Origin of the sequence: Bradyrhizobium oligotrophicum S58, assembly GCF_000344805.1 — a bacterium.
Taxonomy (GTDB): Bacteria; Pseudomonadota; Alphaproteobacteria; order Rhizobiales; family Xanthobacteraceae; genus Bradyrhizobium; species Bradyrhizobium oligotrophicum.
The window spans coordinates 5,915,947-5,939,940 of the sequence record NC_020453.1; the positions used below are offsets into that span (position 1 = coordinate 5,915,947).

General features: G+C 66.5%; 22 protein-coding genes and 1 pseudogene. 9 read left to right on the forward strand and 14 right to left on the reverse strand.

Translation table 11 applies throughout. The features are described 5' to 3' along the window. From S58_RS25580 to S58_RS25590, 3 genes are all read left to right on the forward strand, one after another. Window positions 1-3,075, forward strand: coding sequence for an efflux RND transporter permease subunit (locus tag S58_RS25580; RefSeq protein ID WP_015668287.1), 3,075 nt, complete (start codon window positions 1-3; stop codon window positions 3,073-3,075). A 122-nt stretch (window positions 3,076-3,197) separates the two neighbouring features. Further along, on the forward strand, window positions 3,198-3,902 hold the full coding sequence (locus S58_RS25585) for a PadR family transcriptional regulator (RefSeq protein WP_015668288.1): 705 nt from the start codon (window positions 3,198-3,200) through the stop codon (window positions 3,900-3,902). Window positions 3,903-3,931: 29 nt separating this feature from the next. Further along, window positions 3,932-4,234 carry a DUF3861 domain-containing protein gene (locus tag S58_RS25590; protein ID WP_015668289.1) on the forward strand — a complete coding sequence of 101 codons (303 nt, stop codon included), beginning with the start codon at window positions 3,932-3,934 and terminating at the stop codon, window positions 4,232-4,234. A 330-nt stretch (window positions 4,235-4,564) separates the two neighbouring features. Here the strand turns inward: S58_RS25590 and S58_RS25595 are convergent, their stop codons facing one another. Both S58_RS25595 and S58_RS25600 read right to left on the reverse strand, forming a co-directional pair. Next, complete coding sequence (locus S58_RS25595) at window positions 4,565-5,404, reverse strand: class III extradiol dioxygenase family protein (protein ID WP_015668290.1); 840 nt, start codon at window positions 5,402-5,404, stop codon at window positions 4,565-4,567. Window positions 5,405-5,409: 5 nt separating this feature from the next. Next, complete coding sequence (locus S58_RS25600; RefSeq protein ID WP_015668291.1) at window positions 5,410-5,763, reverse strand: protocatechuate 4,5-dioxygenase subunit alpha; 354 nt, start codon at window positions 5,761-5,763, stop codon at window positions 5,410-5,412. Between the two features lie 121 nt (window positions 5,764-5,884). Between S58_RS25600 and S58_RS25605 the strand changes: the two genes are divergently transcribed. Next, window positions 5,885-6,817 (forward strand): LysR family transcriptional regulator, encoded by a 933-nt coding sequence (locus tag S58_RS25605; protein WP_015668292.1) that lies wholly within the window; start codon window positions 5,885-5,887, stop codon window positions 6,815-6,817. 16 nt (window positions 6,818-6,833) lie between these two features. On the opposite strand, the gene S58_RS25610 is transcribed toward S58_RS25605, so the two are convergent. The 3 genes from S58_RS25610 to S58_RS25620 all read right to left on the reverse strand — a co-directional run bounded on the left by S58_RS25610 (window position 6,834) and on the right by S58_RS25620 (window position 9,273). Next, complete coding sequence (locus tag S58_RS25610; protein WP_015668293.1) at window positions 6,834-7,220, reverse strand: VOC family protein; 387 nt, start codon at window positions 7,218-7,220, stop codon at window positions 6,834-6,836. 63 nt (window positions 7,221-7,283) lie between these two features. Further along, complete coding sequence (locus S58_RS25615; RefSeq protein ID WP_015668294.1) at window positions 7,284-8,561, reverse strand: flavin monoamine oxidase family protein; 1,278 nt, start codon at window positions 8,559-8,561, stop codon at window positions 7,284-7,286. Further along, window positions 8,554-9,273, reverse strand: coding sequence for a RibD family protein (locus S58_RS25620; RefSeq protein ID WP_015668295.1), 720 nt, complete (start codon window positions 9,271-9,273; stop codon window positions 8,554-8,556). The genes S58_RS25615 and S58_RS25620 overlap by 8 nt, the downstream gene beginning before the upstream one ends. Window positions 9,274-9,485: 212 nt before the next feature. Between S58_RS25620 and S58_RS25625 the strand changes: the two genes are divergently transcribed. Both S58_RS25625 and S58_RS25630 read left to right on the forward strand, forming a co-directional pair. After that, entirely contained in the window at window positions 9,486-10,970 is a 1,485-nt protein-coding gene (locus tag S58_RS25625) for an alpha/beta hydrolase (RefSeq protein WP_015668296.1), read from the forward strand. Between the two features lie 64 nt (window positions 10,971-11,034). Then, on the forward strand, window positions 11,035-11,388 hold the full coding sequence (locus S58_RS25630; protein WP_015668297.1) for a DUF2200 domain-containing protein: 354 nt from the start codon (window positions 11,035-11,037) through the stop codon (window positions 11,386-11,388). Between the two features lie 41 nt (window positions 11,389-11,429). Here S58_RS25630 and S58_RS25635 read toward each other — a convergent pair whose 3' ends face one another. Next, window positions 11,430-12,347 (reverse strand): PaaI family thioesterase, encoded by a 918-nt coding sequence (locus tag S58_RS25635; RefSeq protein ID WP_015668298.1) that lies wholly within the window; start codon window positions 12,345-12,347, stop codon window positions 11,430-11,432. A 300-nt stretch (window positions 12,348-12,647) separates the two neighbouring features. On the opposite strand from S58_RS25635, the gene S58_RS25640 reads away from it, so the two are divergent. Then, complete coding sequence (locus S58_RS25640) at window positions 12,648-13,319, forward strand: hypothetical protein (protein ID WP_015668299.1); 672 nt, start codon at window positions 12,648-12,650, stop codon at window positions 13,317-13,319. 57 nt (window positions 13,320-13,376) lie between these two features. On the opposite strand, the gene S58_RS25645 is transcribed toward S58_RS25640, so the two are convergent. Together S58_RS25645 and S58_RS37795 are read right to left on the reverse strand one after the other, a co-directional pair. After that, window positions 13,377-14,921, reverse strand: coding sequence for a L,D-transpeptidase (locus S58_RS25645; RefSeq protein WP_042340216.1), 1,545 nt, complete (start codon window positions 14,919-14,921; stop codon window positions 13,377-13,379). 236 nt (window positions 14,922-15,157) lie between these two features. Then, on the reverse strand, window positions 15,158-15,592 hold the full coding sequence (locus S58_RS37795; RefSeq protein ID WP_144058390.1) for a hypothetical protein: 435 nt from the start codon (window positions 15,590-15,592) through the stop codon (window positions 15,158-15,160). A gap of 98 nt (window positions 15,593-15,690) precedes the next feature. Between S58_RS37795 and fabA the strand changes: the two are divergent. Together fabA and S58_RS25660 are read left to right on the forward strand one after the other, a co-directional pair. Then, window positions 15,691-16,221: pseudogene (fabA, locus tag S58_RS25655) on the forward strand (bifunctional 3-hydroxydecanoyl-ACP dehydratase/trans-2-decenoyl-ACP isomerase). Between the two features lie 44 nt (window positions 16,222-16,265). Beyond that, complete coding sequence (locus S58_RS25660) at window positions 16,266-17,033, forward strand: alpha/beta fold hydrolase (protein WP_015668303.1); 768 nt, start codon at window positions 16,266-16,268, stop codon at window positions 17,031-17,033. On the opposite strand, the gene S58_RS25665 is transcribed toward S58_RS25660, so the two are convergent. From S58_RS25665 to xylB, 6 genes are all read right to left on the reverse strand, one after another. Beyond that, entirely contained in the window at window positions 16,987-17,859 is an 873-nt protein-coding gene (locus tag S58_RS25665; RefSeq protein ID WP_015668304.1) for a bifunctional helix-turn-helix transcriptional regulator/GNAT family N-acetyltransferase, read from the reverse strand. The two genes, S58_RS25660 and S58_RS25665, sit on opposite strands and share 47 nt — an antisense overlap. A 366-nt stretch (window positions 17,860-18,225) precedes the next feature. Then, window positions 18,226-19,161: a sugar-binding protein gene (locus S58_RS25670; protein ID WP_015668305.1), complete on the reverse strand. Its 936-nt coding sequence runs from the start codon at window positions 19,159-19,161 to the stop codon at window positions 18,226-18,228. An 84-nt stretch (window positions 19,162-19,245) separates the two neighbouring features. Next, window positions 19,246-20,358, reverse strand: a complete 1,113-nt coding sequence (locus S58_RS25675) for an ABC transporter permease (RefSeq protein ID WP_015668306.1) — start codon at window positions 20,356-20,358, stop codon at window positions 19,246-19,248. Further along, on the reverse strand, window positions 20,358-21,119 hold the full coding sequence (locus S58_RS25680) for an ATP-binding cassette domain-containing protein (protein WP_173424437.1): 762 nt from the start codon (window positions 21,117-21,119) through the stop codon (window positions 20,358-20,360). The genes S58_RS25675 and S58_RS25680 overlap by 1 nt, the downstream gene beginning before the upstream one ends. A 46-nt stretch (window positions 21,120-21,165) precedes the next feature. Continuing rightward, window positions 21,166-22,488 carry a xylose isomerase gene (xylA, locus tag S58_RS25685; RefSeq protein ID WP_015668308.1) on the reverse strand — a complete coding sequence of 441 codons (1,323 nt, stop codon included), beginning with the start codon at window positions 22,486-22,488 and terminating at the stop codon, window positions 21,166-21,168. Then, on the reverse strand, window positions 22,485-23,942 hold the full coding sequence (gene xylB / locus S58_RS25690; protein WP_015668309.1) for a xylulokinase: 1,458 nt from the start codon (window positions 23,940-23,942) through the stop codon (window positions 22,485-22,487). The genes xylA and xylB overlap by 4 nt, the downstream gene beginning before the upstream one ends. Between the last annotated feature and the right edge of the window lie 52 nt (window positions 23,943-23,994).

Consider the following 23,994-nt stretch of genomic DNA (forward strand, 5'->3'; position numbering starts at 1 on the left):
ATGCGTTTCACAGACATCTTCATCCGCCGGCCGGTGCTGGCGCTGGTCGTCAGCGCGCTGATCCTCGTGCTCGGCCTGCGCTCGATGACGACGCTGGCGATCCTGCAATATCCGCGCACGCAGAACGCCATCGTCACGGTGAGCACCGCCTATGCCGGTGCCGATAGCGACATCATCGCCGGCTTCATCACGACGCCGCTCGAGAATGCGATCGCCCAGGCCAACGGCATCGACTACATGACCTCGAGCAGCGTCACCGGCAGCAGCACCATCACGGTCAACCTGCGGCTCAACTATGATTCCGGCAAGGCGATGACCGAGATCAACGCCAAGGTGAACTCGGTCCTGAACCAGCTGCCGACCGGTACGCAACAGCCGACCCTGACCTTGAAGGTCGGCCAGACCATCGACGCGATGTATATCGGCTACGCCAGCGACGTGCTGGCGCCGAACCAGATCACCGACTATCTGACGCGCGTGGTGCAGCCGAAGCTGCAGGCCGTCTCGGGGGTGCAGACGGCCGAACTGCTCGGCGCCAAGAAATTCGCGCTGCGCGCCTGGCTCGATCCCGACAAGCTCGCCGCCTACGGCCTGACCGCGACCGACGTGTCGACGGCGCTGTCGGGCAACGACTACATCTCCGGGCTCGGCACCACCAAGGGCCGCCTGGTGCAGGTCGATCTCGCCGCGGCAACGAATCTTCATTCTTTGGAGCAGTATCGCAACCTGGTCGTGAAGCAGGTCAACGGCGCCATCATCCGCCTGCGCGATGTCGCGAGCGTCACGCTCGGCAATGACGACTACGATTCGGCGACCCGCTTCAACGGCAGGACCGCGGTCTATATCGGCATCCAGGTGGCGCCGACCGCCAACCTGCTCGACGTGATCAACGGCGTGAAGGCGATCCTTCCCGAGCTGCAGCGGCAGCTGCCGAACGGCATCAGCAGCGAGATCCTCTACGACTCCACCGATTTCGTGAACTCGTCGATCGACGAGGTGATCCATACCCTGGTGGAAGCGATCGGAATCGTGATCGTCGTCGTGTTCATGTTCTTAGGATCGTGGCGCTCGGTGCTGATCCCGGTGATCGCGATTCCGCTGTCGCTGATCGGCACCTTCGGCCTGATGCTGCTGATGGGCTTCTCCATCAACCTGCTGACCTTGCTCGCCCTGGTGCTCGCGATCGGCCTCGTCGTCGATGACGCCATCATCGTGGTGGAAAGCGTTCACCGCCTGATCGACGAGGGCGTGGCGCCGGTCGAGGCTGCGATCCAGTCGGCGCGCGCGCTGGCGAGCCCGATCATCGCCATGACGGTCGTGCTGATCGCGGTCTATGTGCCCGTCGGCTTCCAGGGCGGCCTCACCGGCGCGCTGTTCACCGAGTTCGCCTTCACGCTCGCCGGCGCCGTCACGGTCTCGGCGGTGATCGCGCTGACGCTGTCGCCGATGAACTGCGCCTGGCTGTTGCGCCGGACCGAGCGCGATGCGACCACGCTCGAGGCGCGGCTCGTGAGGACGATCGACCACGTGCTCGAACGGCTCGCGCACGGCTATCGCCGCGCGCTCGAAAGCGTGTTCACCACCAAGCCGGTGGTCGTGGTGTTCGCGCTGCTGCTGCTGGCGATGATCCCATGGCTCTATGTCAGCTCGACCAGCGAGCTCGCGCCCGACGAGGACCAGGGCATCGTGCTGTCGCTGACCAACTCGGCGCCGTCGGCCACGCTCGATCAGCGCCAGTTCTACGGCCAGCAGCTGTTTGGCCTGATCGCGCAGCGGCCGGAGACGCGCACCGTGTTCCAGATCGACACCCCGACGCAGGCCATCGGCGGCTGGGTCCTGAAGCCGTGGGATGAGCGCAAGGCGACGACCAAGACCCTGCAGCCGGAGTTCCAGCAACTGCTGAACGGAATCGCCGGCGCGCGCTCGGTCGCGTTCCAGCCCTCGCCGCTGCCGGGCAGCAACGGCCTGCCGATCCAGTTCGTCATCGGCACCACCGGCGCGTTCTCGGAGCTCAACGACGTGTCGCGCGATTTCATGACCAAGGCGCTGGCGAGCGGTCAGTTCATCTTTCTCGACAGCGATTTGAAGATCGACAAGCCGCAGACCACGGTGGTGTTCGACCGCGACAAGGCCGCCGACCTCGGCCTCAAGATGAGCGATCTCGGCGGCGCGCTCGCGACCATGCTGGGCGGCAACTATCTCGACTATTTCAGCCTGGAGGGCCGCTCCTACAAGGTGATCCCCCAGGTCCGGCAGAACGACCGGCTGACGGATGGACAGCTGCTGGACTATTCGATCCGCACCGGCGGCAATGCCATGGTGCCGCTGTCGACCGTCGCCCGACTTGAGCACAAGACGATCCCGGAACAGCTCAATCACTTCCAGCAGATCAACGCCGCGACGATTTCCGGCGTGGCAATGCCGGGCGTGGCGATGGGCGACGCCCTCGCCAAGCTGAAGGAGATCGCGACGTCGCTGCCATCGGGCTATTCGATCGATTACGGCGGCGCGTCGCGGCAGCTGGAGAAGGAATCCGGCGGCTTCGTCACCACCTTCGTGTTCGCGCTGATCATCATCTTCCTGGCGCTGGCTGCCTTGTTCAACAGCTTCCTCGATCCGATCATCATCCTGGTGTCGGTGCCGATGTCGCTGGCCGGCGCGCTGATCTTCATCAGCCTTGGCATCGGGGGCGCCAGCATCAACATCTACACTCAGGTCGGCCTGGTCACCCTGATGGGCCTCGTCAGCAAGCACGGCATCCTGATGGTGGAGGTTGCCAACGAGCTGCGCGAGCACGGCAAGGACCGCACCGAGGCCATCATCGAGGCGGCGACCGTGCGGCTGCGGCCGATCCTGATGACGACGGCCGCCATGGTGCTCGGCGTGATCCCGTTGATCACCGCGAGCGGCGCCGGCGCCGTGTCGCGCTTCAACATGGGCCTCGTGATCGCCACCGGCCTCAGCATCGGCACCCTGTTCACGCTGTTCGTGGTCCCCGTCGCCTACGCGCTGATCGCCCATCGCGGCACGGCGCACCAGGCAGCGGCCGGACATGCGGTGGCGGCCACGCCATAACGAAGTAAAAATATAAGCTAACTCAAAGCATTACATGAAAACCCGGAGCTTCGCGCCGATCGGCATTGACAAACGAAATACTAAAACGATATATCGTTCGTGCACAACGGAGATCATATCGTATGAGACATCATCATCATTGGACATTCGGCCGCCCGGGTTGGGACGACGATCGCGAGCATCGTGGCTGGCGTCATCGCCGCCACCCTGAGAGCCGACACGGCTTCGACGAGGCCGGCGAGGACGTTCGTCTTGCCGGCCGCGGCCCCGGCTTCGGCCGCCACCGCGGACCCGGCCTGTTCGAAGGCGACGGCCGCCGCGGTGGTCGTGAGGAGTTCGGGCGCGGCGGCGGCGGACGGTTCTTCGGCCCCGGCGACCTGCGCAGCCTGCTGCTGTGGCTGATCGGCGAGAAGCCGCGCCATGGCTATGAGCTGATCAAGGCGGTCGAGCAGCTGGTCGGCGGCGCCTACTCGCCGAGCCCCGGCTCGGTCTATCCGATCCTCAGCCTGCTCGAGGACATGGGCCAGATCGAAGCGGCGTCGGCCGAGGGCGGCAAGAAGCTGTTCGCCATCACCGACGCCGGACGCGCGGCGCTGAAGGACGACGCGGCGGCGATCGAGGGCCTGCTCAGCCGGATGCGCATCATGGCGCGCACCATGGGCGGCATGCGCCCGCCCGAGCAGGTGCTGCAGACCGTGCAGACGCTGAAGATGGCGCTCAAGATGCACCGCCCCGGCTGGAGCGAGGCAGAAGCGAAGCGCGTCAGCGACATCCTCACCCGCGCCATCGCCGAGATCCAGGGCGACGACGACGGCGCCGCGACCTGACCACTCTGCCATCTGTGAGGAGCCAAGAGATGCCCCACGCCTACGCCATCGAAGTGACCGACATCAGCCCACGCACCGACGACCGCGTGGGACCGAGCTACGACTTCACCTTCACCAACCATGACGATCTCAACGAGATCGTCGCCCGCTTCCAGCGCCGCGACCTGTTCGACCACAATGAGAGCAAGGCCTTCGTCACCGGGCTCAAGCTGCTCGGCGGCGTGATGCTGAACCATCGCGCCGAGCCGCTGTTCGCCGAGTTCGCACCGGCGTTCAAGCAGTTCATGAAGACGCTGAAATCGGGCGCGAAGCCGCAGGAGGCGCAGGCGTAACGTCTGGCAATTTGAGTCGGGCACGCGCCTTTCGAACGGTGCGCTCCCTCTCCCCGTTCTTCACGGGGAGAAGGTTGGGGTGAGGGGCAGCCGCACGGGAAGTGTTGGTGGTGAGACCTGTACCCCCTCACCCGGATTGCATCTGCGATGCAATCCGACCTCTCCCCGCAGGCGGGGAGAGGTGAGCCGACCAAGCCGTGAGATGTGGGCTCAAGTCAAACATCTGAGTGGTCGGACAACCCACTTTAGCTCGTCAGCTCGTAACGAAAAGCGCGCGGGACATCTGGCCCGCGCGCTTGTTCCTTCTTGAAATGCCGCAACGATGCGCCGCTAGCCCGCCGGCTCCAGCACCATCAGCCCCGTCGCGGTGTTTGAGATCGGGATGTGATAGTTGGCGTGCTCCTTGCGCACCTTCTCCGGCAAGGTGCCGCGCGCGACCATCCAGTTCAGGAGCTCGACGCCCTGGGTGCCCGACAGTTCGACCAGCTCGGCCGTCGAGTATTTCGTCGCCCAGGCCGGGTCGTCGACCATGCTGGCCATGAACTTCTCGTCGAAATCCTTGTTGATGAAGCCGGCGCGCTCGCCGTCGAGCTGGTGCGACAGCCCGCCGGTGCCCATGACGACAACGCGCTGATCCCCAGGCCAGGACTCGATCGCCCGCGCCAGCGCCTGGCCGAGCTTGTAGCAGCGCGCGGCCGAGGGCAGCGGCGCCTGCACGGTGTTGACGACGACGGGCACCACCCGCACCGGCCATTTCTGGTCGGGCCAGCACAGCGCCATCGGCAGCGTGAAGGCGTGATCGACCGCCATCTCCTGGCAGGTCGTGAGATCGAAATCTTCCTTCACCAGATGCTCGATCAGGTGCCACGACAATTCGCTGTCGCCCTGGAACGGCGCGGTCTGGGGAATGCCCCAGCCTTCGTCGGCATTGCTGTAGCTGTCGGCCGCGCCGATCGCGAAGGTCGGCATCTTGTCGAGGAAGAAGTTCAGGCCGTGGTCGTTGTAGACGAGCACGACGACATCCGGCTTCACCTTGGCGAGCCATTCGCGCACATGCGGGAAACCGTCGAAGAACGGCTTCCAATACGGATCCTGCTGCAGCCCCTTGGCGATCGCGCCGCCAATGGCCGGAACGTGGGAGGTGGTGATGCAACCGACGATCTTTGCCATGACGATTACCCCCTGGCCGCCAGCAGCTTGGCCTTGAACTGCTCTTTCGTCAGCCCGGTCTGCTGCGCGCCGATATCCTGCATGTCGAGCCCGAAAATGCCGGCGAATTTGGCGAGGTAATAGGCGTTGCCGCCGGCCTCGATCAGCTCGAGCACGTTGCGATGTCGGATCGCGTCGCGTTGCTGGGCGTTGAGGCCAAACTTCGCACAATAGCCGTCCTCGTCGGCGACGAACGCCTTGCGGTTGGCGGCATCGTTGAACGAGTAGCACATCTTGTTGAGCGCATAGCCCTTGCGGGCCTGCTCGCCGTCGAAAATGGTGGTGCCGGGCACGGGCTGCCGGGCTGACGTGGTGGACATCGAAACCTCCCCTGTGATGCTTTGAACCGTCGCGTTTGATCTGGATCAAATACAGCGCGTTCCATGCCGCCAGTATCGCCTGATGACACAACCAATAAAGGCCGCGCGACCGATCTGATCCATGAGCCAATTCGATCATTTGGACCTCGACGGCCATCTGCTGCAGCTGCTGCTCGCCGTCATCGAGGAAGGCTCGGTGACGCGCGCCGCACTCAGGCTCGGCGTCACGCAGTCCGCCGTCAGCCATCTGCTCGACAAGCTGCGCGCGATCACCGGCGACCCGCTGTTCGTGAAATCCGGCCGCGGCATCGTGCCGACCGCGCATGCGCAGCTGCTCGCGCTGCGCGCCCGGGCTTTGCTCGACGATCTCAGGAGCTTTTCGCACGCCGCCGCATTCGAGCCGGCGAAGATCTCGGCGCAGGTGACGATCGCGGCCAATGATCTGCAGCGTGATCTGCTGCTGCCCTCGCTGCTGCGCTACGCCCGCGCGCAGGCGCCAGGCCTCAGCCTGCGCGTCATCCCTTCAGGGGCCCCCGTGCCGGACATGCTGCGCGAGGAGCACTGTCAGCTCATCATCACGCCGCGCCCACCTGAGGGCAGTGACATCCTGCAGAAGCGGCTGTTCGAGGACAGCTACCGCGTGTTCTACGATGCGAGCCAACGCGAGCCGCCGGAGAGCCTGGAGGATTATCTCGCCAGCGACCACGTCACGGTGCTGTACGAGCCGCGCCGCCGGTTGGATATCGACGAGGTGCTCGCCGAGCGCGGCCTCGTCAGGCGCTTCGCGGCGCACGTGCCGGGCTTCGGCGGCATCGGACCGTTCCTGCGCGGCAGCCGCATGATCGCGACGTTGCCGAGCCTGTTGCGCGCCTACATGCTGCGTGGCCTGGCGGTCGCGCCGGTGCCGGTCCCCTGCCCCGCGATGCCGATGTACATGGTCTGGCATCTGCGCCACCAAGACGATCCGATGCACCGCTGGCTGCGCCAGCAGCTCGAGATCGTGGTCGCGCCGAGCCTCGCCGCCGCGGCCGAGCACATGCCGGTGTTGGCGTAGTCCATCCGAAAGCGCCTCACTCCGGCGTGTGGCAGACCGCCTCGACGTTGTTGCCGTCGGCATCGCGCACGAAAGCGCCGTAATAGTTCTCGTGATAATGCGGCCGCAGCCCGGGCGCGCCATTATCGCTGCCACCTGCCGCGATTGCGGCCTGATAGAACGCATCGACCGTGGCGCGATCCTTGGCGTGGAACGCGACATGCGTCGAGGTCGCGGCCGTGCCGCCGGTGCCGATCCAGAAATCCGGACGGCCATCGCCGAAGCCGGCATGATCACCATGGCCTCCGGTCTGCGCGTCGGTGATCTCCATCATCAGGACATAGCCCAACGGCGCCAGCGCAGCCGCATAGAACGCCTTGGCGCGGGCGAAGTCGGAAACCGGAAATCCCACATGGTCGAGCATGACTGTCCTCTCAGATCGTGACGACCGACGATAGGGCTGCGCCGCAGCCTCTGCAACGGAGGATCACTGCGACAGAATGCGACGCGCGGTCTGCTGCCCGCTCGCCAGCGCCGCCTCGACCGTGCCCATGTCGCGGCCGCGATATAGCGCCTCGCCGGAGATCAGCACCGGTCCAGCGGCACCTTTCGTCAGCACGTCCTGGGCGCGCCGCGTGTCGAGCGTCGCGTAGGAATAGGCGCCGCGTGCGAACGGATCCCTCGCCCAGTTGGTCGCTGACGCCGCGACGAGTTCCGTCCTGAGATCGCCGACCGGCTTTGCGAAGATGTCGGCGAGCGCCGCAACTCCCATGTCGATCAGCGCCGGATCATCGAGCGCAGCGTAGGCGCTCGTCGGCGGTCCCGAGAGCCAGCCGGTCAGCACGGCATGATCGCTCGGGTGCTGCGTCCACCACACCGGCACCGCGGCGTCCGACAGCACGAACAGCGTGTCCGAGAGATCGTGCTCGTTCGCTGCCATCCACCAGCGGCGCTCGAACCGCAGCAGCAGCTTGATGACATTGCCGAAGCCGATGTCGGCTGTGGCCGCCACCTGCCCTTGCATCGCCGTCGGCAGCGCGATCGTTTGCACGAGCGGCAACGGCACGGTCAGAATGACGACGTCCCCGCTGTGCGCGCGGCCGTCGGCGCAACGGACCTTCGCCCCATCGCCTTCGCTCTCGATCGCGGTGACGACCGATTGAAACGCAAATGTGACGCCGCGCGCGCGGCATTCGGCGGCAAGACAATCGACCAGCGCGCCGTAGCCGCCGACGATGCGCGTCTGCGGGCCGCGCTCGCCGCCCATCCACTCGTCGCGCAGCGCGAACACGCTGGCGCGGTCGGGATCGGCGGCGTCATAGCCCTGCACCATGCCCAGCACGGATTCGCGCAAGGCAGCGAACTCCGCGCCTGAGAAATGACGCTCGAGCAGCGTGGTGATGGTGAGGTCCTGGTCGAGCCTGGCCAGCACGTCGTGCAGCCGGTCCATCTGCCGATCGGCCGGATCCTCGTCGGAGAACCTGCCGTTCGCGACATGCCAGCGCGCGCCTTCGATCGGCTGCGCCGACAGCCCGGCCTCGGCCAGCAACCGATACGTGACCGGCGCCTCACCATGAATGAACTCTGCGCCGGCCTCGGCTCTGTATCCGAACACGCCTTCTGCAAGCGGATGGATGCGGCCGCCGCAGCGCTCGCGCGCCTCCAGCACCGTCACGTGCCTGCCGGCGCGGGCGAGCTCGCGCGCCGCCATCAGGCCCGCCGCCCCGGCGCCGACGACGATGATGCGATCCCGTCTCTCACCCATGACTGGCCTGGGCAGGCAAGGCGGAGCCGTTGCTGATCCTGTAGCGCAGCCACACCGCGCCGCCTTCGAGCGGCTTGCAGCTTTCGAGCGTCATCGCCGTGATCGGAGCCCGCTCGCCCGAGTGGGCTTCGGTCGAATCGAACACGCTGGGCGCGCCCTTGGCGCCGTCGATCGCGGGACACAGGACGAGGTTGAACTCATCGACCAGGCCGGCCCGGAGGAACGCGCCATTGGTCCCGCCGCCGCCTTCGAGCAGCAGGCGCTTGACGCCGAGCTCGCGCGCGACGACGTCGAGCACATCAGCGAGATCGAGCTCGGTTGCTCCGGCAAAGATGTAGGAGACACCCTCGCTGCGCAGACCCGCGAGATGCGCGTCCGACACCGCCTCGGTGAGCACGGCCACGATCGGATCGCCGCCGATGTCGGACCGGCCCCAGCAGATCTTGCCATGGGCATCGAGCACCACGCCATGGGCCTTGGCATCGCGCCTGATGATCCAGTTCTCGCGCGGAAAGCGCTCGGTGGTCGTCGCCGGATAAGCCGTGCCCTTCGCGAATTCCTGGCCGGTGACGCGGCCGATCAGCCAGGCATCGCCGCCGAGTTGGTCATGCACCTGCTCGAACAGATCACCCGAGCCCTTCGGACGCCATCGGCTCGGCAGGGTCCGGCCATCGACGCTCGATGCCATCAGACAGATGACGTCCGGTTTCATGCATCCTCCTTGTCACCGCTCCACGCCTCACCGAATATGGCTCCCGCGGCGTTGTCAACGAAGCCGCGTGCGTTTCGTTCGATGGCACATGCTCTTCGACTGCGCCACGAAGCCTGTCGCTGTGACCGCACATTTGGCTGCCCTGGGGTCGGTTGGAAACGGAACAGGCCATGGAGATCACACCGCGCAAACGAACCGCCGCAGGTATGCGTATGGCGGCGTTGCTCGCCGCGACGCTGGCCGGCCTCGCTCTGTGCGTGGCTGGAATCTGGCGGCTCGAAGCCGAGCGCACCGGTGTGACGATGACTCCGCTTAAGGCCGGCACGACACCCGTCACCATCTATCGGCGCGACGGCGCAGCGCCGGCGCCGGTCGTCGTCATCGCCCATGGCTTCGCAGGCTCGCGCCAGTTCATGGAGGCCTATGCGCTGACCCTGGCGCAGGCGGGCTATGTCGCCGTCGCGTTCGATTTCGAGGGCCATGGCCGCAATCCCAGCCCGATGTCCGGCGACGTCACGCGCGTCGATGGCACCACCCGGAAGCTGATGAGCGAGGTCGGCCGCGTCACCGACGCCGCGCTGTCTCTGCCGGGCACCGATGGCCGGGTCGCCCTGCTCGGGCATTCGATGGCTTCCGACATCATCGTGCGCCAGGCCCTGGCCGATCCGCGCATCAGCGCGACGGTGGCGATCTCGATGTTTTCCGAAGCCGTCAGCGCGAGCACGCCGCGCAATCTGCTGATCATCACGGGCGAATGGGAGACAGCCCTGCGCAGGGACGCGCTACGCAACCTCAGGCTCGCCGATCCCGCCGCGCGCGAGGGCGACACGGTGGACGATCCCGCGGGGAATGGCGGGCGCCGCGCCGTCGTTGCCCCCGGGGTCGAGCATGTCAGCGTGCTGTATTCGACGACGGCCTTGCGCGAGGCGCGCGACTGGCTCGACCGGGTGTTCGGCCGCACGAGCAGCGGCCCGGTGGCGGCGACCGGCGGCGCGATCGCGCTGCTGCTCGCGGGCATCGTGCTGCTGGCATGGCCTCTGGCCGGGCTGCTGCCGAGGGGCGATGCGCCGCCACCCGCAATTCCGCTGCGCAGTCTTGCGATCGCCACGCTGGTGCCGGCCGTCGTCACGCCGATCGTGCTGCGGTTCGTCGAGACGCGCTTCCTGCCCGTGCTGGTCGCGGACTATCTCGCCGCGCATCTGCTCGTCTATGGCGCGCTGTCGCTCTCGCTGCTGCGCCTGCGGGGTGTTCGCTTCGGCCGCGTCGCCTGGGTCTCGGCATTGGCGCTGGCCGCCTACGGCATCATCGTTTTCGGTGGCGCGCTCGACCGCTACGTCGCATCGTTCATGCCGATCGCGGCCCGCCTGCCGATCATCGCGGCGATCGCCGTGGGCGCCGTGCCCGCCATGCTGGCCGACAGCATCGCCAACCAAGGGGGCCACGCGGCGCTGTGGCGCACGGTGTGGATACGAGCCGCCTTCCTGGCTTCGCTCGGCGGCGCGGTGGCGCTCGATTTCAAGCGGCTGTTCTTTCTGCTGATCATCATTCCCGTGATCGTGCTGTTCTTCACGGTGTTCGGACTGATCGGCGGCTGCGTCGGCCGGAGGACCGGCTCGCCGATGGCTGATGGCATCGGCCTCGGCCTGATCCTGGCGTGGTCGCTCGGGGTGTCGTTTCCGATGTTCCTGCCGGGCTAGCGCTCCGTGTCCAACGTGCACGAACGGGCCGCTCCATGATATCAAGCTCAGAGAGGGAGCAGTCATGGCGAAACACCGCATCTACACGACGAGTGTCGCAAGCGTGTACCGGCTTTATGTCGCGAAGGCCGAGAAGAAGGGACGCACCAAGGCAGAGGTCGATCAGGTCATCTGCTGGTTGACGGGCTATGGTCAGAAGCAGTTCGAGACTGAGCTGGACCGACAGACCGATTTCGAGACCTTCTTCGCGCGAGCGCCGGCGATGAATCCGTCGCGGACCTTGATCAGGGGCACGATCTGCGGCGTCCGCGTCGAGGATGTCGAAGAACCGACGATGCGGGAGATCCGCTATTTGGACAAGCTGGTCGATGAGCTGGCCAAGGGCAAAGCGATGGACAAGATCCTGCGCAAGCCGTGAACTCGCCGCTCCCCCGCAGCAACAACCTTCAGGGTCTCGGCTCAGTCCTGCTCCTGCCCCGGCGCCTGCCGCAGCATGAAATGGCCGAAGGCCGTCGCGTGCGGCTTCGTCGCATCGTCCTGCCAGGCACGGGCCTCGAACGCGACCACGCGGCGGCCCTGCTTGACGATCGATGCCGACGCGATGCTGTCGAGCGCGCGGCCCGAACGCAGATAGTTGATGGTGAGGCCGATCGGCTTCGGTGGCGCTGATGCGCCGAGCTCACGCATCACGGTGATGATCGCCGCTGTTTCCAGGAATGCGCCGGTCATGCCACCATGGATCGCCGGCAGCACGGGATTGCCTATGATCCGGTGCGAGAACGGCATCACGAGCGTGTCGTTCTCCGCAAGGCGAATGCCGAGGCAGCGCGCGAACGGGCTGGTGGCGAACGGCCCCGTCGGATCCTCGGGCGCCTCGAGCGGCGGCGGCGCGCCGCCGAAGGCCGGCCGATCGGTCAGCATGTTGGTGCGATTGGCGCCGACCATGAAGCAGGCCGTTGCGGTCGCAACCGGTTCGCTCTCTTCCTCCTGATAGGCCGTCGCACGCACGAAGGCGATCGAGCGCGTGACGCGGAAGCACACGGCATGCGCCTTGATGTCGAGGCCGGGCGTCGCCGGTTTCTGATAGTCGATGCGCAGATCGAGCGTCGCGATGGCACGGCTGCCATCGAGCGCGAGCTGCACCGCCATGCCGCAGCTCTCGTCGAGCATCGCGGTGACGACGCCGCCATGGATCACGCCGGTCTCGCTGTCACCGACGAACACGGGGCGATAGGGCAAGGTCGACCAGGCTTCGCCGGGCGCGAAACGGTCCATCCGGAGCCCGCTGATATGACCATAGACCGAGCGGCGATTCCTGATCGCTTCGGCGAGCTCATCAAATGCCGGGGGCGCGGCGGGAGTCGGAGTGTCGGACATCACCGGATTCTAGAGCATGATCTGGTACACGTGCGAAGCGTTTTCCGGGATGCTCGTGATGCGCACGGGATCGCGCTCGTCGAACTGCGGATGTCAACGGCGCATCATGATGCACGCGCAACTTCGAGATGCGTTTCAGCGGTGCAATCGCGTTCAACGCACGGCTTCGAGCCGGCACGGCCGACACCGCGTGCCCCGCAAATCTACGTGCATGAAAAGTTGCGCCAGCGCGGCGCGCTTAGAACATTGGCAACCTTAATATGGTCATAATGGTCCCAATCAAATCCCGGAGACCAGTCGATGCGCAGATCCACCAAGACGCCGGACGCCCCGCCGAGCAGCGGCACGGCCTCTCTACGAATTGTCCTGAGCCTGGCGCTCGCAGCGAGTGCCGGCGTGATGTGGTGGAGCAATGGCGCCAACAGCTTTTCCTTCGCGACGGGGGCGCCCTCGCTGGAGACTCGCGTCGCGGCCCTCACGTCGGAGCTCACCCAGCTCAAGGCCGAGACGGCCAGGCTGCGCGACAACCAGGCCGACACGTCCGGTGAGATCGTCCAGCTCCGCGCCAGCCTCAGCAGTGCCGAGACCGGCCTGGCGACGCTGCGCACCGCCGCCGACGACAGCGAAGCGCGCCGCCGCGATACCGCCGACAAGATCGAGTCCGACATCGCCTTGTTGAAGCGCTACACGATCCGCCTCCGCTCGGCGCAGGAGGATGCCTCGGCCGATCTCGGCGGGCTGCGCGCGGCCGCGGCAACCAGCGAGATCGGCATCGAGCAGCTCCGCACGGCCACGGGTGAGATCCGCCAGCAGGTCGCCCGCATCGAGATGGCCCGCGAGGCGACCAGCTCGATCGGCCGGACTCACAAGCATCGCGTCAGGCGAATCGCGCGGGCTCCCCAAGCCGAGCCGCAGATCGCGCAGCCGTTCCTGGCGCAGTGGCCGGGCGTGGTGCCTGCGGGCCGCAATTGAGCTGAACGGGACTTCGACCGCCCGCGCGCCTGCGCGGTTGCCAACCGTGCGGGCTGGTTACCACCAGCCCGGCTGGACCGGCCGGAAATAGGTCTGAGGCGGCGCACGCCGGCGCGGTGGGGCCACGGGCTGGCCGTCCCAGCTGCGCTGGAAGAAGTTGCCGAAGCCGTCGTCATATTCGTCGCCGCTCGCGACGTTCACGTCCGCCGTCGGCCGGCGCGTGATGAAGCCGCCCTGCGGCTGATTGCTCAAGACCGCGACGAACTCGGTGCGATAATTGGTCTCGGTCGACAGCGGCTCGTCCGAGACGATGATCGAGGATCGCGCCACGGCCGTCGGCGCGATCCGGGCCAGCACGTCGCGGGGAATGGTGATGCGGTCGAGCGCGTCCTTCGCGTCGTCGCCGTCGTCGATCGTCACCGCCGTCCAGCGCAGCCCTGAACCGTTCTGCGCCACCGCCGTGAACACGTGGGTGCCGAGGGGCCGGTCGGGATCGCGGATCGTGACCGGTGCCTCGAGCGAGGTATCGAACACTTCGCCGCCACCGTCGCGCGCCGGCTTGTGCGTGTTGCGCCTGACATAGAGCATCTGCGTCGAGCGGCTGATATAGACCGAGACCGGCTCGGTCGCGAGCTTCGCCTCCTCGGCCGCCTTGGCGATATCGGTCTTCTTGCCGGCGGCCGCCTTGGCGGCTTCCTTCGTCGTTGCGGCGGCGTCGAGCTTGGCCGTCGTGTCGGTCCGGGCGGCGTCCAATTGAGCCGCCGCGTCGGCGGCATTGGCCACGGCCTTCTGCTTCGCCTCCTCGGCCTGGGCCCTGGCCTGATCGGTCTTGGCTGCGGCGAGCTTCCTGTCGGCGATCTTCAGCTCGGCATCGGCGCGCGCCTTGGCCTGCTCCAGCTTCCGCAGCGCGGCCTTCAGCGACTTGGCCTCGCGATCGGCGATCGCGGCGGCGGTCTTGGCCTCGCCGGCGGTCTTGGCGGCATCCTCAGCCTCGCGGCCAAGTGTCGCGGCGCGCGACGGGGCGGCCGCCAGCGCCTCGGCATTCGGAACGAACAAGGCAGGATGCGAAAAATCGACCGCGGCGACGTCGCCGGGGGCGATGATCACACGCATGCCGATCCAGGTCTGGTCGAACAGCTTCTCGGCAAATCCATAGGGCATCCGCACGCAGCCATGCGAGGCGGCGTAGCCGGGCAACGGCCCGCCATGCAGCGCGACGCCGTTCCAGGTGATGCGCTGCATGTTCGGCATCCACGCATCGTCATAGAGCGTGGAGTGGTGGTCCTTGTCCTTCTCGATGATCGCGAACACGCCGGCCGGGGTCTCGCGGCCCGACACGCCGGTCGACACCGGCGCTCGCCAGATCCAGCCCTCCGAATCGTAGAACGTGACCTTCTGGGCCTTGATCGACACGATCGCCATGATCGGCTCGCCATGCGGGCGCGGCGCCGTGGCTTCGACGACCGGCGCCGGGCGCGCCTGCCGCGCGTCCGCGCCGGAGCCGGGCAGAGCCAGCACGGCCAGCGCCGCGAAGGCCGTCAAGACCGATCCCCGACGCCGTGTCATGCCGGTGGTCCGAGCTGCCGTGGATCGTCTCACCATGCGCTATCCCGATGTTCGCTGCGGTTCCGCCCTGCGCCGCCAACGCGACACATCACGATCTATACGCTCGATCACGTCTTGGGGTGAAGTAAGGCAGGGAGGTTAACGACATGCTGGCCCGACATGGCCGGCAAGCCCAACCGTGGCGAAAGCGCGACAAAACGCGCACATTGACGCACGTTCGGTTCATCCTGCGCCAAGACTGCGTCGAGAGCGCTCGGCGCAACGGGTTCCCATCACGGTCGCTCGGTGCCTCGCTGATCGAGATGCTCCGCGAGCATGAGCGCCAACCGCGCGCCCTCGGCATGTGTTACCCTAGGGTCGAGGCTACGGGCGTAGTCCCTGATCTCGTCGATCATCTTACTCACGCGATCCTCATCCTCGCACCCTCTTACCTCGCGCAGCCTCGTCATGAGATCGGCACGCATGGCGATCTGCATGGCCAGCGGCGCGAGCTCCTCAGGACTGCGCATCGTTTGACGAACGGGCTGCGAAGGTTTTTCAAGATGCCCTTCGGCCGTTCGTCCTCTGTCATCTGCGATCACTCCAATCGCCGCTCGGCGGATTGATACGCCCACTCTTTGGGCTGCTCCATGATTTAACACGAGTCTGCTGCATCGGCCGGAATCGAACTCGTGCGCTATTTTCCGCCGCTCGCGCTTGAACGGCATGCGCTGCGATCCCATGCTTTATGTTATGCGGAGGCGTCGCAAGGCGGACACCGAGGCTCGTTTTTCGACGTCCAGCTGTTGAACGGAGAGATGGCACCTTGCCCAACCCGCACGACTTTCACACGCCGAAATCGTCCTACACGAAAGAGGACCTGCTCCAATCCGGCGACGGCGGCTATTTCGGTCCGGGCAATGCATAGCTGCCGGCGCCGCCGATGCTGATGATCGATCGGATCACCGAGCTCAGCCTGGACGGCGGCGCCTACCGCAAGGGCCATATCGTCGGCGAGTTGGATATCACGCCAAGACTCTGGTTCTTCGACTGCCTGTTTCGCGGCGATCCGGTGATGCCGGGATGCCTGGGGCTCGACGCGATGTGGCAGATGGTGGGGTATTGGCTGGGCTGGTCGGGCTCGCCCGGCAAAGGCCGCGCCACCGGTGTCGGCGAGGTGAATTTCAAAGGCCAGATCACGCCGGATATCCGCTGTGTGCGCTATGAGGTCGAGATGCGGCAGGTCAAGCGCGGCCGGCTGGTGCTCGGCATCGCCGACGGCCGCGTGCTCGCGGACGGCAACAACGTCTACGAAGCACGAAACATGAAGGTGGCGCTGGTCGGGGCTGCAGGTTGACGCGGCCGCATCGCGTGCTTCAACACATTCAGGGTTGAGCCATCATGTCAGCAGAGTTCATCCTCGTCGCGGGTCCGATGGTCCGCGCCGCAAGCTGGGAGCCGACGGCTGACGATCTCCGTCAGGCCGGCTGGCCGGTGCAGGTGCCGGATATTCTGGCTCATTGCGCCGAGCCGCCTGCCTGGCACACGTGGTCTCGGCATCTGCTCGACCACGTCGCGCCTGCCGCAGGGCCGATCCTGGTCGGGCACAGTTCGGCAAGCGTGCTGGTCGCTGATCTCGCAACGAAGCTTTCCACCCGCGGGGTGATCATCGTCGACGGCGATATTCCGCCCACGCAGGGCCGCGCAGCTCCTGTCCGGCCGGCCCTTCACGATTTCATCCGCAGCCTCGCGGCGGAAGACGGCACGCTGCCGGTCTGGTCACGCTGGTTCTCGCATGTTCCCGAGCGCGCCGCGCTTGTCGGCCTGGATCGTCTGGCTCATGATCCTCCCGCGCTTGCGCAGTTCGAAGCGGGACTTCCCACCATGCCGATCAGCTGGTTCGACGATGCGATCGATCTGGCGCCCTGGGATCATGTGCCTGCCGGCTTCGTTCAGACATCGGCGATCTACGACCATGCCGCGGCCGAAGCGCTGCGGCGCGGCTGGCCTGTCGAGCGGCTGAGCGGAAGCCATCTTCATCCGACGTTGTGTCCGGCCGAAACAGCGAGCGCGATCTTGTCCATCGCGCGACAGCTCGATGCGCGCGTAGGCAGCATCCCGCTCACAGCTGCTTCTCGAAGAACAGGTCCGGATAGGGATCGTCATTGAAGCGCTCGATCTCGGTCCAGCCGGTGCGGCGATAGAGCTGCATGGCCTCCGCGAGCGCGCTGTTGGTGTCGAGGCGCAGCGTCGTGATCGAAAGTCTGCGCGCGGCGGCCTCGGCCGCCTCCATCAAGCGCCGGCCGAGGCCGAGGCCGCGCGCGGCGGGGGCGACCCACAGCCGCTTGATCTCGGCGATATCACCGCCGGTGCCTTTCAGTCCGACGCAGCCGAGCGGCAGGCCGTCGGACAGCGCGATGAAGAACGCGCCGCGCGGCGGCATCATGTCCTGGGCGTCCGGATCACGCGATAGCGCCACGTCGAAGCCGCGTTCGAAACGGCGCGACAGCTCGCCGTAATATTCACCGAGGCAATAGCGCGCCTGGTCGCCGCGCGGATCGACCTCGTCGATGCCGATGCGGCTGCGTCCGAGCGCGGCGGCGACCATGTCCATCGCCGCGAGCAGCGCCTCGGGCTGGCTGTGGCGCGCCAGCATCGACTGGGCCTGCGCATTGGAGAGCGTCTCATACGCTTCGAACTCGCGCCGGCCGGCGCTCGTGAGCTTTGCGATGCGGCGGCGCGCATCATCAGGATGCGGCTTCGTCGTCACCAAACCCTCCTCCTCGAGGCTGCGCAACAGCCGGCTCATCAGTCCCGAGTCGAGCGCGAGATAATCGCGCAGCTCGGCGACGTCGCTGCGGCCGTGACCGATCGCGTTGAGGACGCGAGCGGCGCCGAGCGGACGCCCGCGGCCGAGGAACGACGTATCGAGCGCGCCGACCTCCGAGGTAACGGCGCGGTTGAAGCGGCGGACGCGGGAGATTGGGTCGAGCATAATATCTGACTTAGGTCCGATATATGATATTGTCAATCGATTGAGGCACGCCATGGCGCCACCCACCGCCGTCATCATCCGCCCCCGGGTCTCGCCTTCGGCGAGCCCGAGGACAGGCTCCAGCGGATGATCCAGTACGCCGCGGCCCCTCGATTGATCACAGCCGCCTCTGGAATACTGGATCGTCCGCCTGCGCGGACGATGACAGTGGCGTTAAACGATCGCCTGCTCTCCACTGGGCTGGGACAAAGCGAACGGCGGCCGGGTCAAGCGCCGGCACCTCATGCATCGTCCAAAACAAAAAAGGGCGGTCCAGCCGCCGGCCGAAGCCGGTTGCCGGACCGCCAGGTTTTCCCCGGGAGGAACTTAGTTCAACAGCTTCGCCACGTTGTCCTTGGTGACGAGGTCGAGACCCGTGTAGATCACGTCGGGCACCTTCTCGCCCTTCTTGAGCGCGAGCAGCGTGTCCATCGCCTTCTCGCCCATCTCGAACGGGCGCTGGCCGGTGAGCGCGTTGGAGTAGCCGTCGCGGAGCAGCTCGAGCTGCATCTTCAAGGTGTCGGCGACGACGAGCGTCAGCTTGCCGGCGTCGATGTCCTTGCGGTTCTTGTTGACGAAGGCCTTGTAGCCTTCGGGCGCGAACATCGGCCAACCGCCGATCGGCACGATGGCGCCGAGATCGGGCGTGGCGGTCCGCAGATCGGACATCTGCTGCACGGCGAGCGCGGGATCGTCGTTGCAGAAGGTCGGCGAGCCCGCCACCTCCACCCACTTCGTGCCCTTCAGGGATTCGCGGACGCCATCGACACGCTCGGCCAGGTTCTTGGCGCCGGGGCCGCCCGAGACGATCGCGTACTTGCCGCCCTCGGGCTTCAGCTGCGCGAGCTGCTTCCCGAGCGCCAGGCCGAAATCCTTGTTGTTGGTGCCGATATAGGCTGATCGCTTGGAGCCCGGCGCATCCGCATCGAACGTGATGACCGCGATGCCCGCCGCCGCCGCCGCCTCGATCGACTTGGTCATGGATGGAACGTCGGCGACCGAGATGGCGATGCCGTCGACCTTCTGGGTGATGAAGTCCTGGATGATCTGCGCCTGCGTGGCCGGCTCGTGCTCGACCGGGCCCTTGTAGATGCACTCGACATTGCCGAGCTCCTTGGCGCGCTTCAGGCAGCCGTCGCGCGCGACGTCGAAGAACGGATTGTTCATCGCCTTCGGCACGATGGCGAAACGGTATTTGGTCTCGGCCTGCGCCGGGGCCATCAGAATCGCGAGCGACGCAACCGCATAGAGCAACTTCTTCATGGTGTTCCCTCCTCCATGTCTATCCGTGATTGTCTGTGCCGGGCGCGGATAGACGTAAGCAGTCACATCCCGGACAGTATCTCGTCACAACAGCCGCGCGCGGAGGCGGTCGACCAGCACGGCGGCGATGATGATCACGCCGACCAGGGTCTGTTGCCAGTAGGAATTGACCTGTGCCAACACCAGACCATTTCTGATCACCTCGAGCAGCACGCAGCCGACGATGGCGCCGAGCGGACCGCCGATGCCGCCGGCGAGGTTGGCGCCGCCGATCACGGCGGCTGCGATCACGTTGAGCTCGTAGGACGTCGCCATGTTGGCGGGCGCAGATCCGAGCCAACCGGAGATGATGATGCCCTGCAGTCCGGCGGCGAGCGCGCCGATCACATAGACCTCGATCTTGACGCGCGGCACCGAGACGCCGGTCAGCTCCGCCGCCTTCTCGTTGCCGCCGAGCGCGAACACGTGACGGCCGAACGCGGTGTGGTGCAGCACCAGCGCCATCACCAAGGCGAGTATGATGAGATAGATGAACGGCGCGGGAACGCCGGCCACATCACCCTGCGTCAGCGCATAGAAATACACCGCGTCCGGCCCGCCCGGAAAGCTGCCCTTGCCGTTGGAGACGACATAGCCGAGGCCGCGCACGATCGACAGCATGCCGAGCGTGGTCACGAACGGCGACAGGCCGAGCAAGGCGATACAGGCACCGTTGATGAGGCCGACGAGCAGCGACACCGCGAGGCCGGCCAGCACCGAGACGATCAGGATCAGGCCGGGCACGTTGGCGACCACGGTCTTGCCGTCGGCCGCGAGGTGCACGAACAGCGACGCCAGCGGCATGCCCGGCGTCGATAGCGTCGTCATCACCATCGAGGTGATCATCGCCGCAAAGGCCATCAGCGAGCCGACCGAGAGGTCGATGCCGCCGGTGATGATCACGAAGGTGATGCCGAGCGTGGCGATCGCGATGAACGAAAAATTCTTGGCGACGTTCTGCAGATTGCCTTCGGTGAGGAAATAAGGACTTGCAAAGCTCATCACGACGATGAGCGCGAGCAGTGCCAGCGTCACATAGGCGGTCTGCGAGGCGAACAGGCCGCGATTCCACCATTTCGTGGCGCCGACATTGGTGAAGGTGACCTGCAGGTCGGGCGCTGCGGTTTCCGGCACCTGGGTTTCCGATGGAACGGACATCACGCCGCCTCCTTGGCGCCGGTGATCAGCGCGGTCACTTCCTCCGGGCTGGTCTCGCCGACCGGCTTATCGGCCTTCTTCTCGCCGCGCCGCATCACCACGACGCGATCGCAGACGGCGAAGATGTCGGGCATGCGGTGCGAGATCAGCATCACGGCGATGCCCTGCTCTTTCAGCCGGTGGATCAGGCTCAGCACCTGCTCGACCTGGCGCACCGAGATCGCCGCGGTCGGCTCGTCCATCATCACGAGCCTGGCGTTGGAGAGCCGCGTGCGCGCGATCGCCACCGCCTGGCGCTGGCCGCCGGACATGTCCTTGACGAGATCGTTCGGCCGCGTCTCCGAGCGCAGCTCGCGGAACAGCTCCAGCGCGCGCGCCTCCATGCCCTTGTGATCGAGCAGCACCAGCGGCCCGAAATTGCGCTTCAGCTCGCGGCCGAGAAACACGTTGGCGGCGGCGGTCAGATTGTTGGCGAGCGCGAGGTCCTGATACACGACCTCGATGCCGACGCTGCGCGAATCCATCGGGCGATGGAAGTGCACCTCGCGGCCGCCGAAATGGATCGTGCCCTGGCTCGGCGGGAAGTTGCCGGCAATGATACGCACCAGGGTCGACTTGCCGGCGCCGTTGTCACCCATCAGGCCGACCACCTCGCCGGCAGCGATCGAAAGATCCACGCTCTGCAGCGCGCGGATCGCGCCGAACTGCTTGCCGATGCCTTTCAGCTCCAGAACCGGCTGCCCGGCTGCGGCCATGCTCATGGCGGTGCTCCCGTCGTCGTTGGTCGTCGCGCCCAGACTGCTGGCGTCAGACATAGCGGTTCACCACGCTCTCGAGATATTCCTGCCGGCCCGAGCGCGGTTGCGGATCGAGGCCACCTTCGACGGCGCGGTCGGCCAGCGCGGCGAGCGAGCGCCGGCCGGCCAGGATCGCCCGCCCCTCCTCGCCGTCCCAGCCGGCATAGCGCTGCGCGAGCGGCGCGGTCAGCGCACCAGCTTCAAGCATCTCGTCGGCCGCGATCAGCGCGCGCGCACAGGCGTCCATGGAGCCGACATGGGCATGCAGCAGATCGTCGGGATCGATCGACTGCCGGCGGATCTTGGCATCGAAGTTGAGCCCGCCGGTGGTGAAGCCACCGCCCTTGAGGATCTCATGGAACGCGAGCACCAGCTCCGGCACGTTCATCGCGAACTGGTCGGTGTCCCAGCCCAAGAGATCGTCGCCGCGGTTGATATCGAGCGAGCCGAACACGCCGAGCGCCTGCGCCAGCATGATCTCGTGCTGGAACGAATGGCCGGCGAGGATGGCGTGGTTCTGCTCGATGTTGAGCTTGACGTCGTCGAGCAGGTCATAGCGCCGCAGGAAGCCGTAGCAGGTGGCGACGTCGAAATCATATTGATGCTTGGTCGGCTCCTTCGGCTTCGGCTCGATCAGCAGCGGGCCCTTGAAACCGATCTTGTGCTTGTGCTCGACCACGAGCGAGACGAAACGGCCGAGCTGGTCGAGCTCGCGCTTCATGTCGGTGTTGAGCAAGGTCTCATAGCCCTCGCGGCCGCCCCACAGCACGTAGTTCTGCCCGCCGAGCCGGTGCGTCACTTCGAGCGCGGCACGCACCTGTCCAGCCGCATAGGTGAAGACATCCGGATCTGGGTTGGTCGCGGCACCCGCCATGTAGCGGCGGTGCGAGAACAGGTTCGCGGTGCCCCACAGCAGCCGCACCTTGGCCGAGGCCATCTTCTGCTCGAACAGGTCGGCGATGGCATTGAGGTTGGCGACGGACTCCTTCAGCGTCGCGCCCTCGGGCGCGGCATCGACGTCATGGAAGGTGAAGAACGGCACGTCGAGCAGACGGAACAGCTCGAACGCGACATCGGCCTTGGCGCGCGCCATCGCCATCGCATCATCACCATGCTGCCACGGGCGCAAAAATGTCTCGCCGCCGAACGGATCGCCGCCCGGCCAGCACAGTGAATGCCAGTAGCAGACCGCGAAGCGCAGATGGTCCTCCATCCGCTTGCCTCGGACGATGCGATCCTTGTCGTACCAGCGAAACGACAGCGGGCTGCGTGACTCGGGCCCGCCATAAGCCACGGTCGCGCCGGTCTGGAAAAAGGGAGCCTGGACGTTCACGAGTTGCACTCCTTGAGAGCAGGATAGAGCCTGCGCCAATGCGCATAGGCGTCGTCGTAAGCCGCGCGCTGCGGGGCGCGGGGTTCAAAACTCTGCAGCCGTTGCGGCTTGCGGCAGACATCGGCTGGTGCTGCGCCGGTCGCGGCGAGACGGCCGAGCCTGGAAGCGCCGATGGCGGCGCCGACCTCGCCTTCCTCGACCCGGTGCACGGTGACACCGAGCACGTCGGCCATGATCTGCGCCCACAACGGGGATCGCGAGCCGCCGCCGACGAGATCGAGCTCGGTGATCTCACGATCGCTGCGGCCGAGCGCGCCGAGCATGTCGCGCGCGGCAAACACGACACCTTCGAGCACCGCCTGCACGAGATCGCCGCGCGACGCCGCGCTGCGCAGGCCGACGAAGGCGCCGGCCGCATGGGCGTCATTGTGCGGCGTCCGTTCGCCGTCGAGATAAGGCAGGAATTGCACCGGACTCGGACGCTCGACGCTCGCGCCCAGCGGCGCCAGCAGCACGGCCTCCGGCGCTTCGAGGATGCGAGCAAGCCAGGACAGCGAGGCCGCAGCCGACAGCATCACGCCCATCTGGTGCCACAGCCCGCCAAGCGCGTGACAGAACGCATGCACCGCGGATTCCGGCGCCGGCGCGAAGCGGTCGGTCACCCGGAACAGCACGCCGGACGTGCCCAGCGACAGGAACGCATCGCCGGGCGTGATCGCGCCAAGCCCGATCGCGCTCGCGGCATTGTCGCCGGCACCGCCGGCGATGACGACGTTCGCAGCCATGCCCCAGCGCTGCGCCAGCTCGCGCGAGAGCACGGCGCTCGGCTCATTGCCTTCGACCAGACGGGGCATGTGATCGAGACCAAGTCCCGTGGCAGCGAGCAGCGTCTGCGACCAGCGCCGCGCGCCGACATCGAGCCACAAGGTGCCGGCCGCGTCCGACATGTCCTCGACCATCTCGCCGGACAGGCGATAGCGCACATAGGCCTTTGGCAGCAGAACCTTCGCCACCTCGGAGAAGACCTTCGGCTCGTGCTTCGCCACCCAGACGAGCTTCGGCGCGGTGAAACCGGGCATCGCGAGATTGCCGGCGATCGCGTGCAGCTCTGGACAGCGCCGTTCGAGCTCGGCGCATTCGGCTTGCGAGCGACCGTCGTTCCACAGAATGGCGGGACGCAGCGGCCGTCCGTCGCGGCCGAGCAGGGTCGCGCCGTGCATCTGGCCGGACAGACCGATGCCGCTGACGGCGGCCGTCTCACGCGGATGGGCGCGAGCGAGATCATCGACCGCGCCAATGACGGCCTCGACCCAATGATCCGGATTCTGCTCGGACCACAGCGGTTGCGGATGCGACAGCGCCAGCGGACGCGACGCGCTCGCGACCAGCGCGCCCGCCTCGTCCTCCAGCACGGCCTTCACGCCGGAGGTGCCGACATCCAGTCCGAGATACACGACGCTCACTCCTCCCACGCGGATCACCAGATGTCGGCGATCTGCGTCGCCT

Excerpts from the sequence above, each read along its gene's own strand:
- S58_RS25580 (WP_015668287.1), top strand. The coding sequence starts at position 1 with ATGCGTTTCACAGACATCTTCATCCGCCGGCCGGTGCTGGCGCTGGTC.
- S58_RS25585 (WP_015668288.1), top strand. The coding sequence starts at position 3,198 with ATGAGACATCATCATCATTGGACATTCGGCCGCCCGGGTTGGGACGAC.
- S58_RS25590 (WP_015668289.1), top strand. The coding sequence starts at position 3,932 with ATGCCCCACGCCTACGCCATCGAAGTGACCGACATCAGCCCACGCACC.
- S58_RS25595 (WP_015668290.1), bottom strand. The coding sequence starts at position 5,404 with ATGGCAAAGATCGTCGGTTGCATCACCACCTCCCACGTTCCGGCCATT.
- S58_RS25600 (WP_015668291.1), bottom strand. The coding sequence starts at position 5,763 with ATGTCCACCACGTCAGCCCGGCAGCCCGTGCCCGGCACCACCATTTTC.
- S58_RS25605 (WP_015668292.1), top strand. The coding sequence starts at position 5,885 with ATGAGCCAATTCGATCATTTGGACCTCGACGGCCATCTGCTGCAGCTG.
- S58_RS25610 (WP_015668293.1), bottom strand. The coding sequence starts at position 7,220 with ATGCTCGACCATGTGGGATTTCCGGTTTCCGACTTCGCCCGCGCCAAG.
- S58_RS25615 (WP_015668294.1), bottom strand. The coding sequence starts at position 8,561 with ATGGGTGAGAGACGGGATCGCATCATCGTCGTCGGCGCCGGGGCGGCG.
- S58_RS25620 (WP_015668295.1), bottom strand. The coding sequence starts at position 9,273 with ATGAAACCGGACGTCATCTGTCTGATGGCATCGAGCGTCGATGGCCGG.
- S58_RS25625 (WP_015668296.1), top strand. The coding sequence starts at position 9,486 with ATGGCGGCGTTGCTCGCCGCGACGCTGGCCGGCCTCGCTCTGTGCGTG.
- S58_RS25630 (WP_015668297.1), top strand. The coding sequence starts at position 11,035 with ATGGCGAAACACCGCATCTACACGACGAGTGTCGCAAGCGTGTACCGG.
- S58_RS25635 (WP_015668298.1), bottom strand. The coding sequence starts at position 12,347 with ATGTCCGACACTCCGACTCCCGCCGCGCCCCCGGCATTTGATGAGCTC.
- S58_RS25640 (WP_015668299.1), top strand. The coding sequence starts at position 12,648 with ATGCGCAGATCCACCAAGACGCCGGACGCCCCGCCGAGCAGCGGCACG.
- S58_RS25645 (WP_042340216.1), bottom strand. The coding sequence starts at position 14,921 with ATGGTGAGACGATCCACGGCAGCTCGGACCACCGGCATGACACGGCGT.
- S58_RS37795 (WP_144058390.1), bottom strand. The coding sequence starts at position 15,592 with ATGCCGTTCAAGCGCGAGCGGCGGAAAATAGCGCACGAGTTCGATTCC.
- S58_RS25660 (WP_015668303.1), top strand. The coding sequence starts at position 16,266 with ATGTCAGCAGAGTTCATCCTCGTCGCGGGTCCGATGGTCCGCGCCGCA.
- S58_RS25665 (WP_015668304.1), bottom strand. The coding sequence starts at position 17,859 with ATGCTCGACCCAATCTCCCGCGTCCGCCGCTTCAACCGCGCCGTTACC.
- S58_RS25670 (WP_015668305.1), bottom strand. The coding sequence starts at position 19,161 with ATGAAGAAGTTGCTCTATGCGGTTGCGTCGCTCGCGATTCTGATGGCC.
- S58_RS25675 (WP_015668306.1), bottom strand. The coding sequence starts at position 20,358 with ATGTCCGTTCCATCGGAAACCCAGGTGCCGGAAACCGCAGCGCCCGAC.
- S58_RS25680 (WP_173424437.1), bottom strand. The coding sequence starts at position 21,119 with ATGAGCATGGCCGCAGCCGGGCAGCCGGTTCTGGAGCTGAAAGGCATC.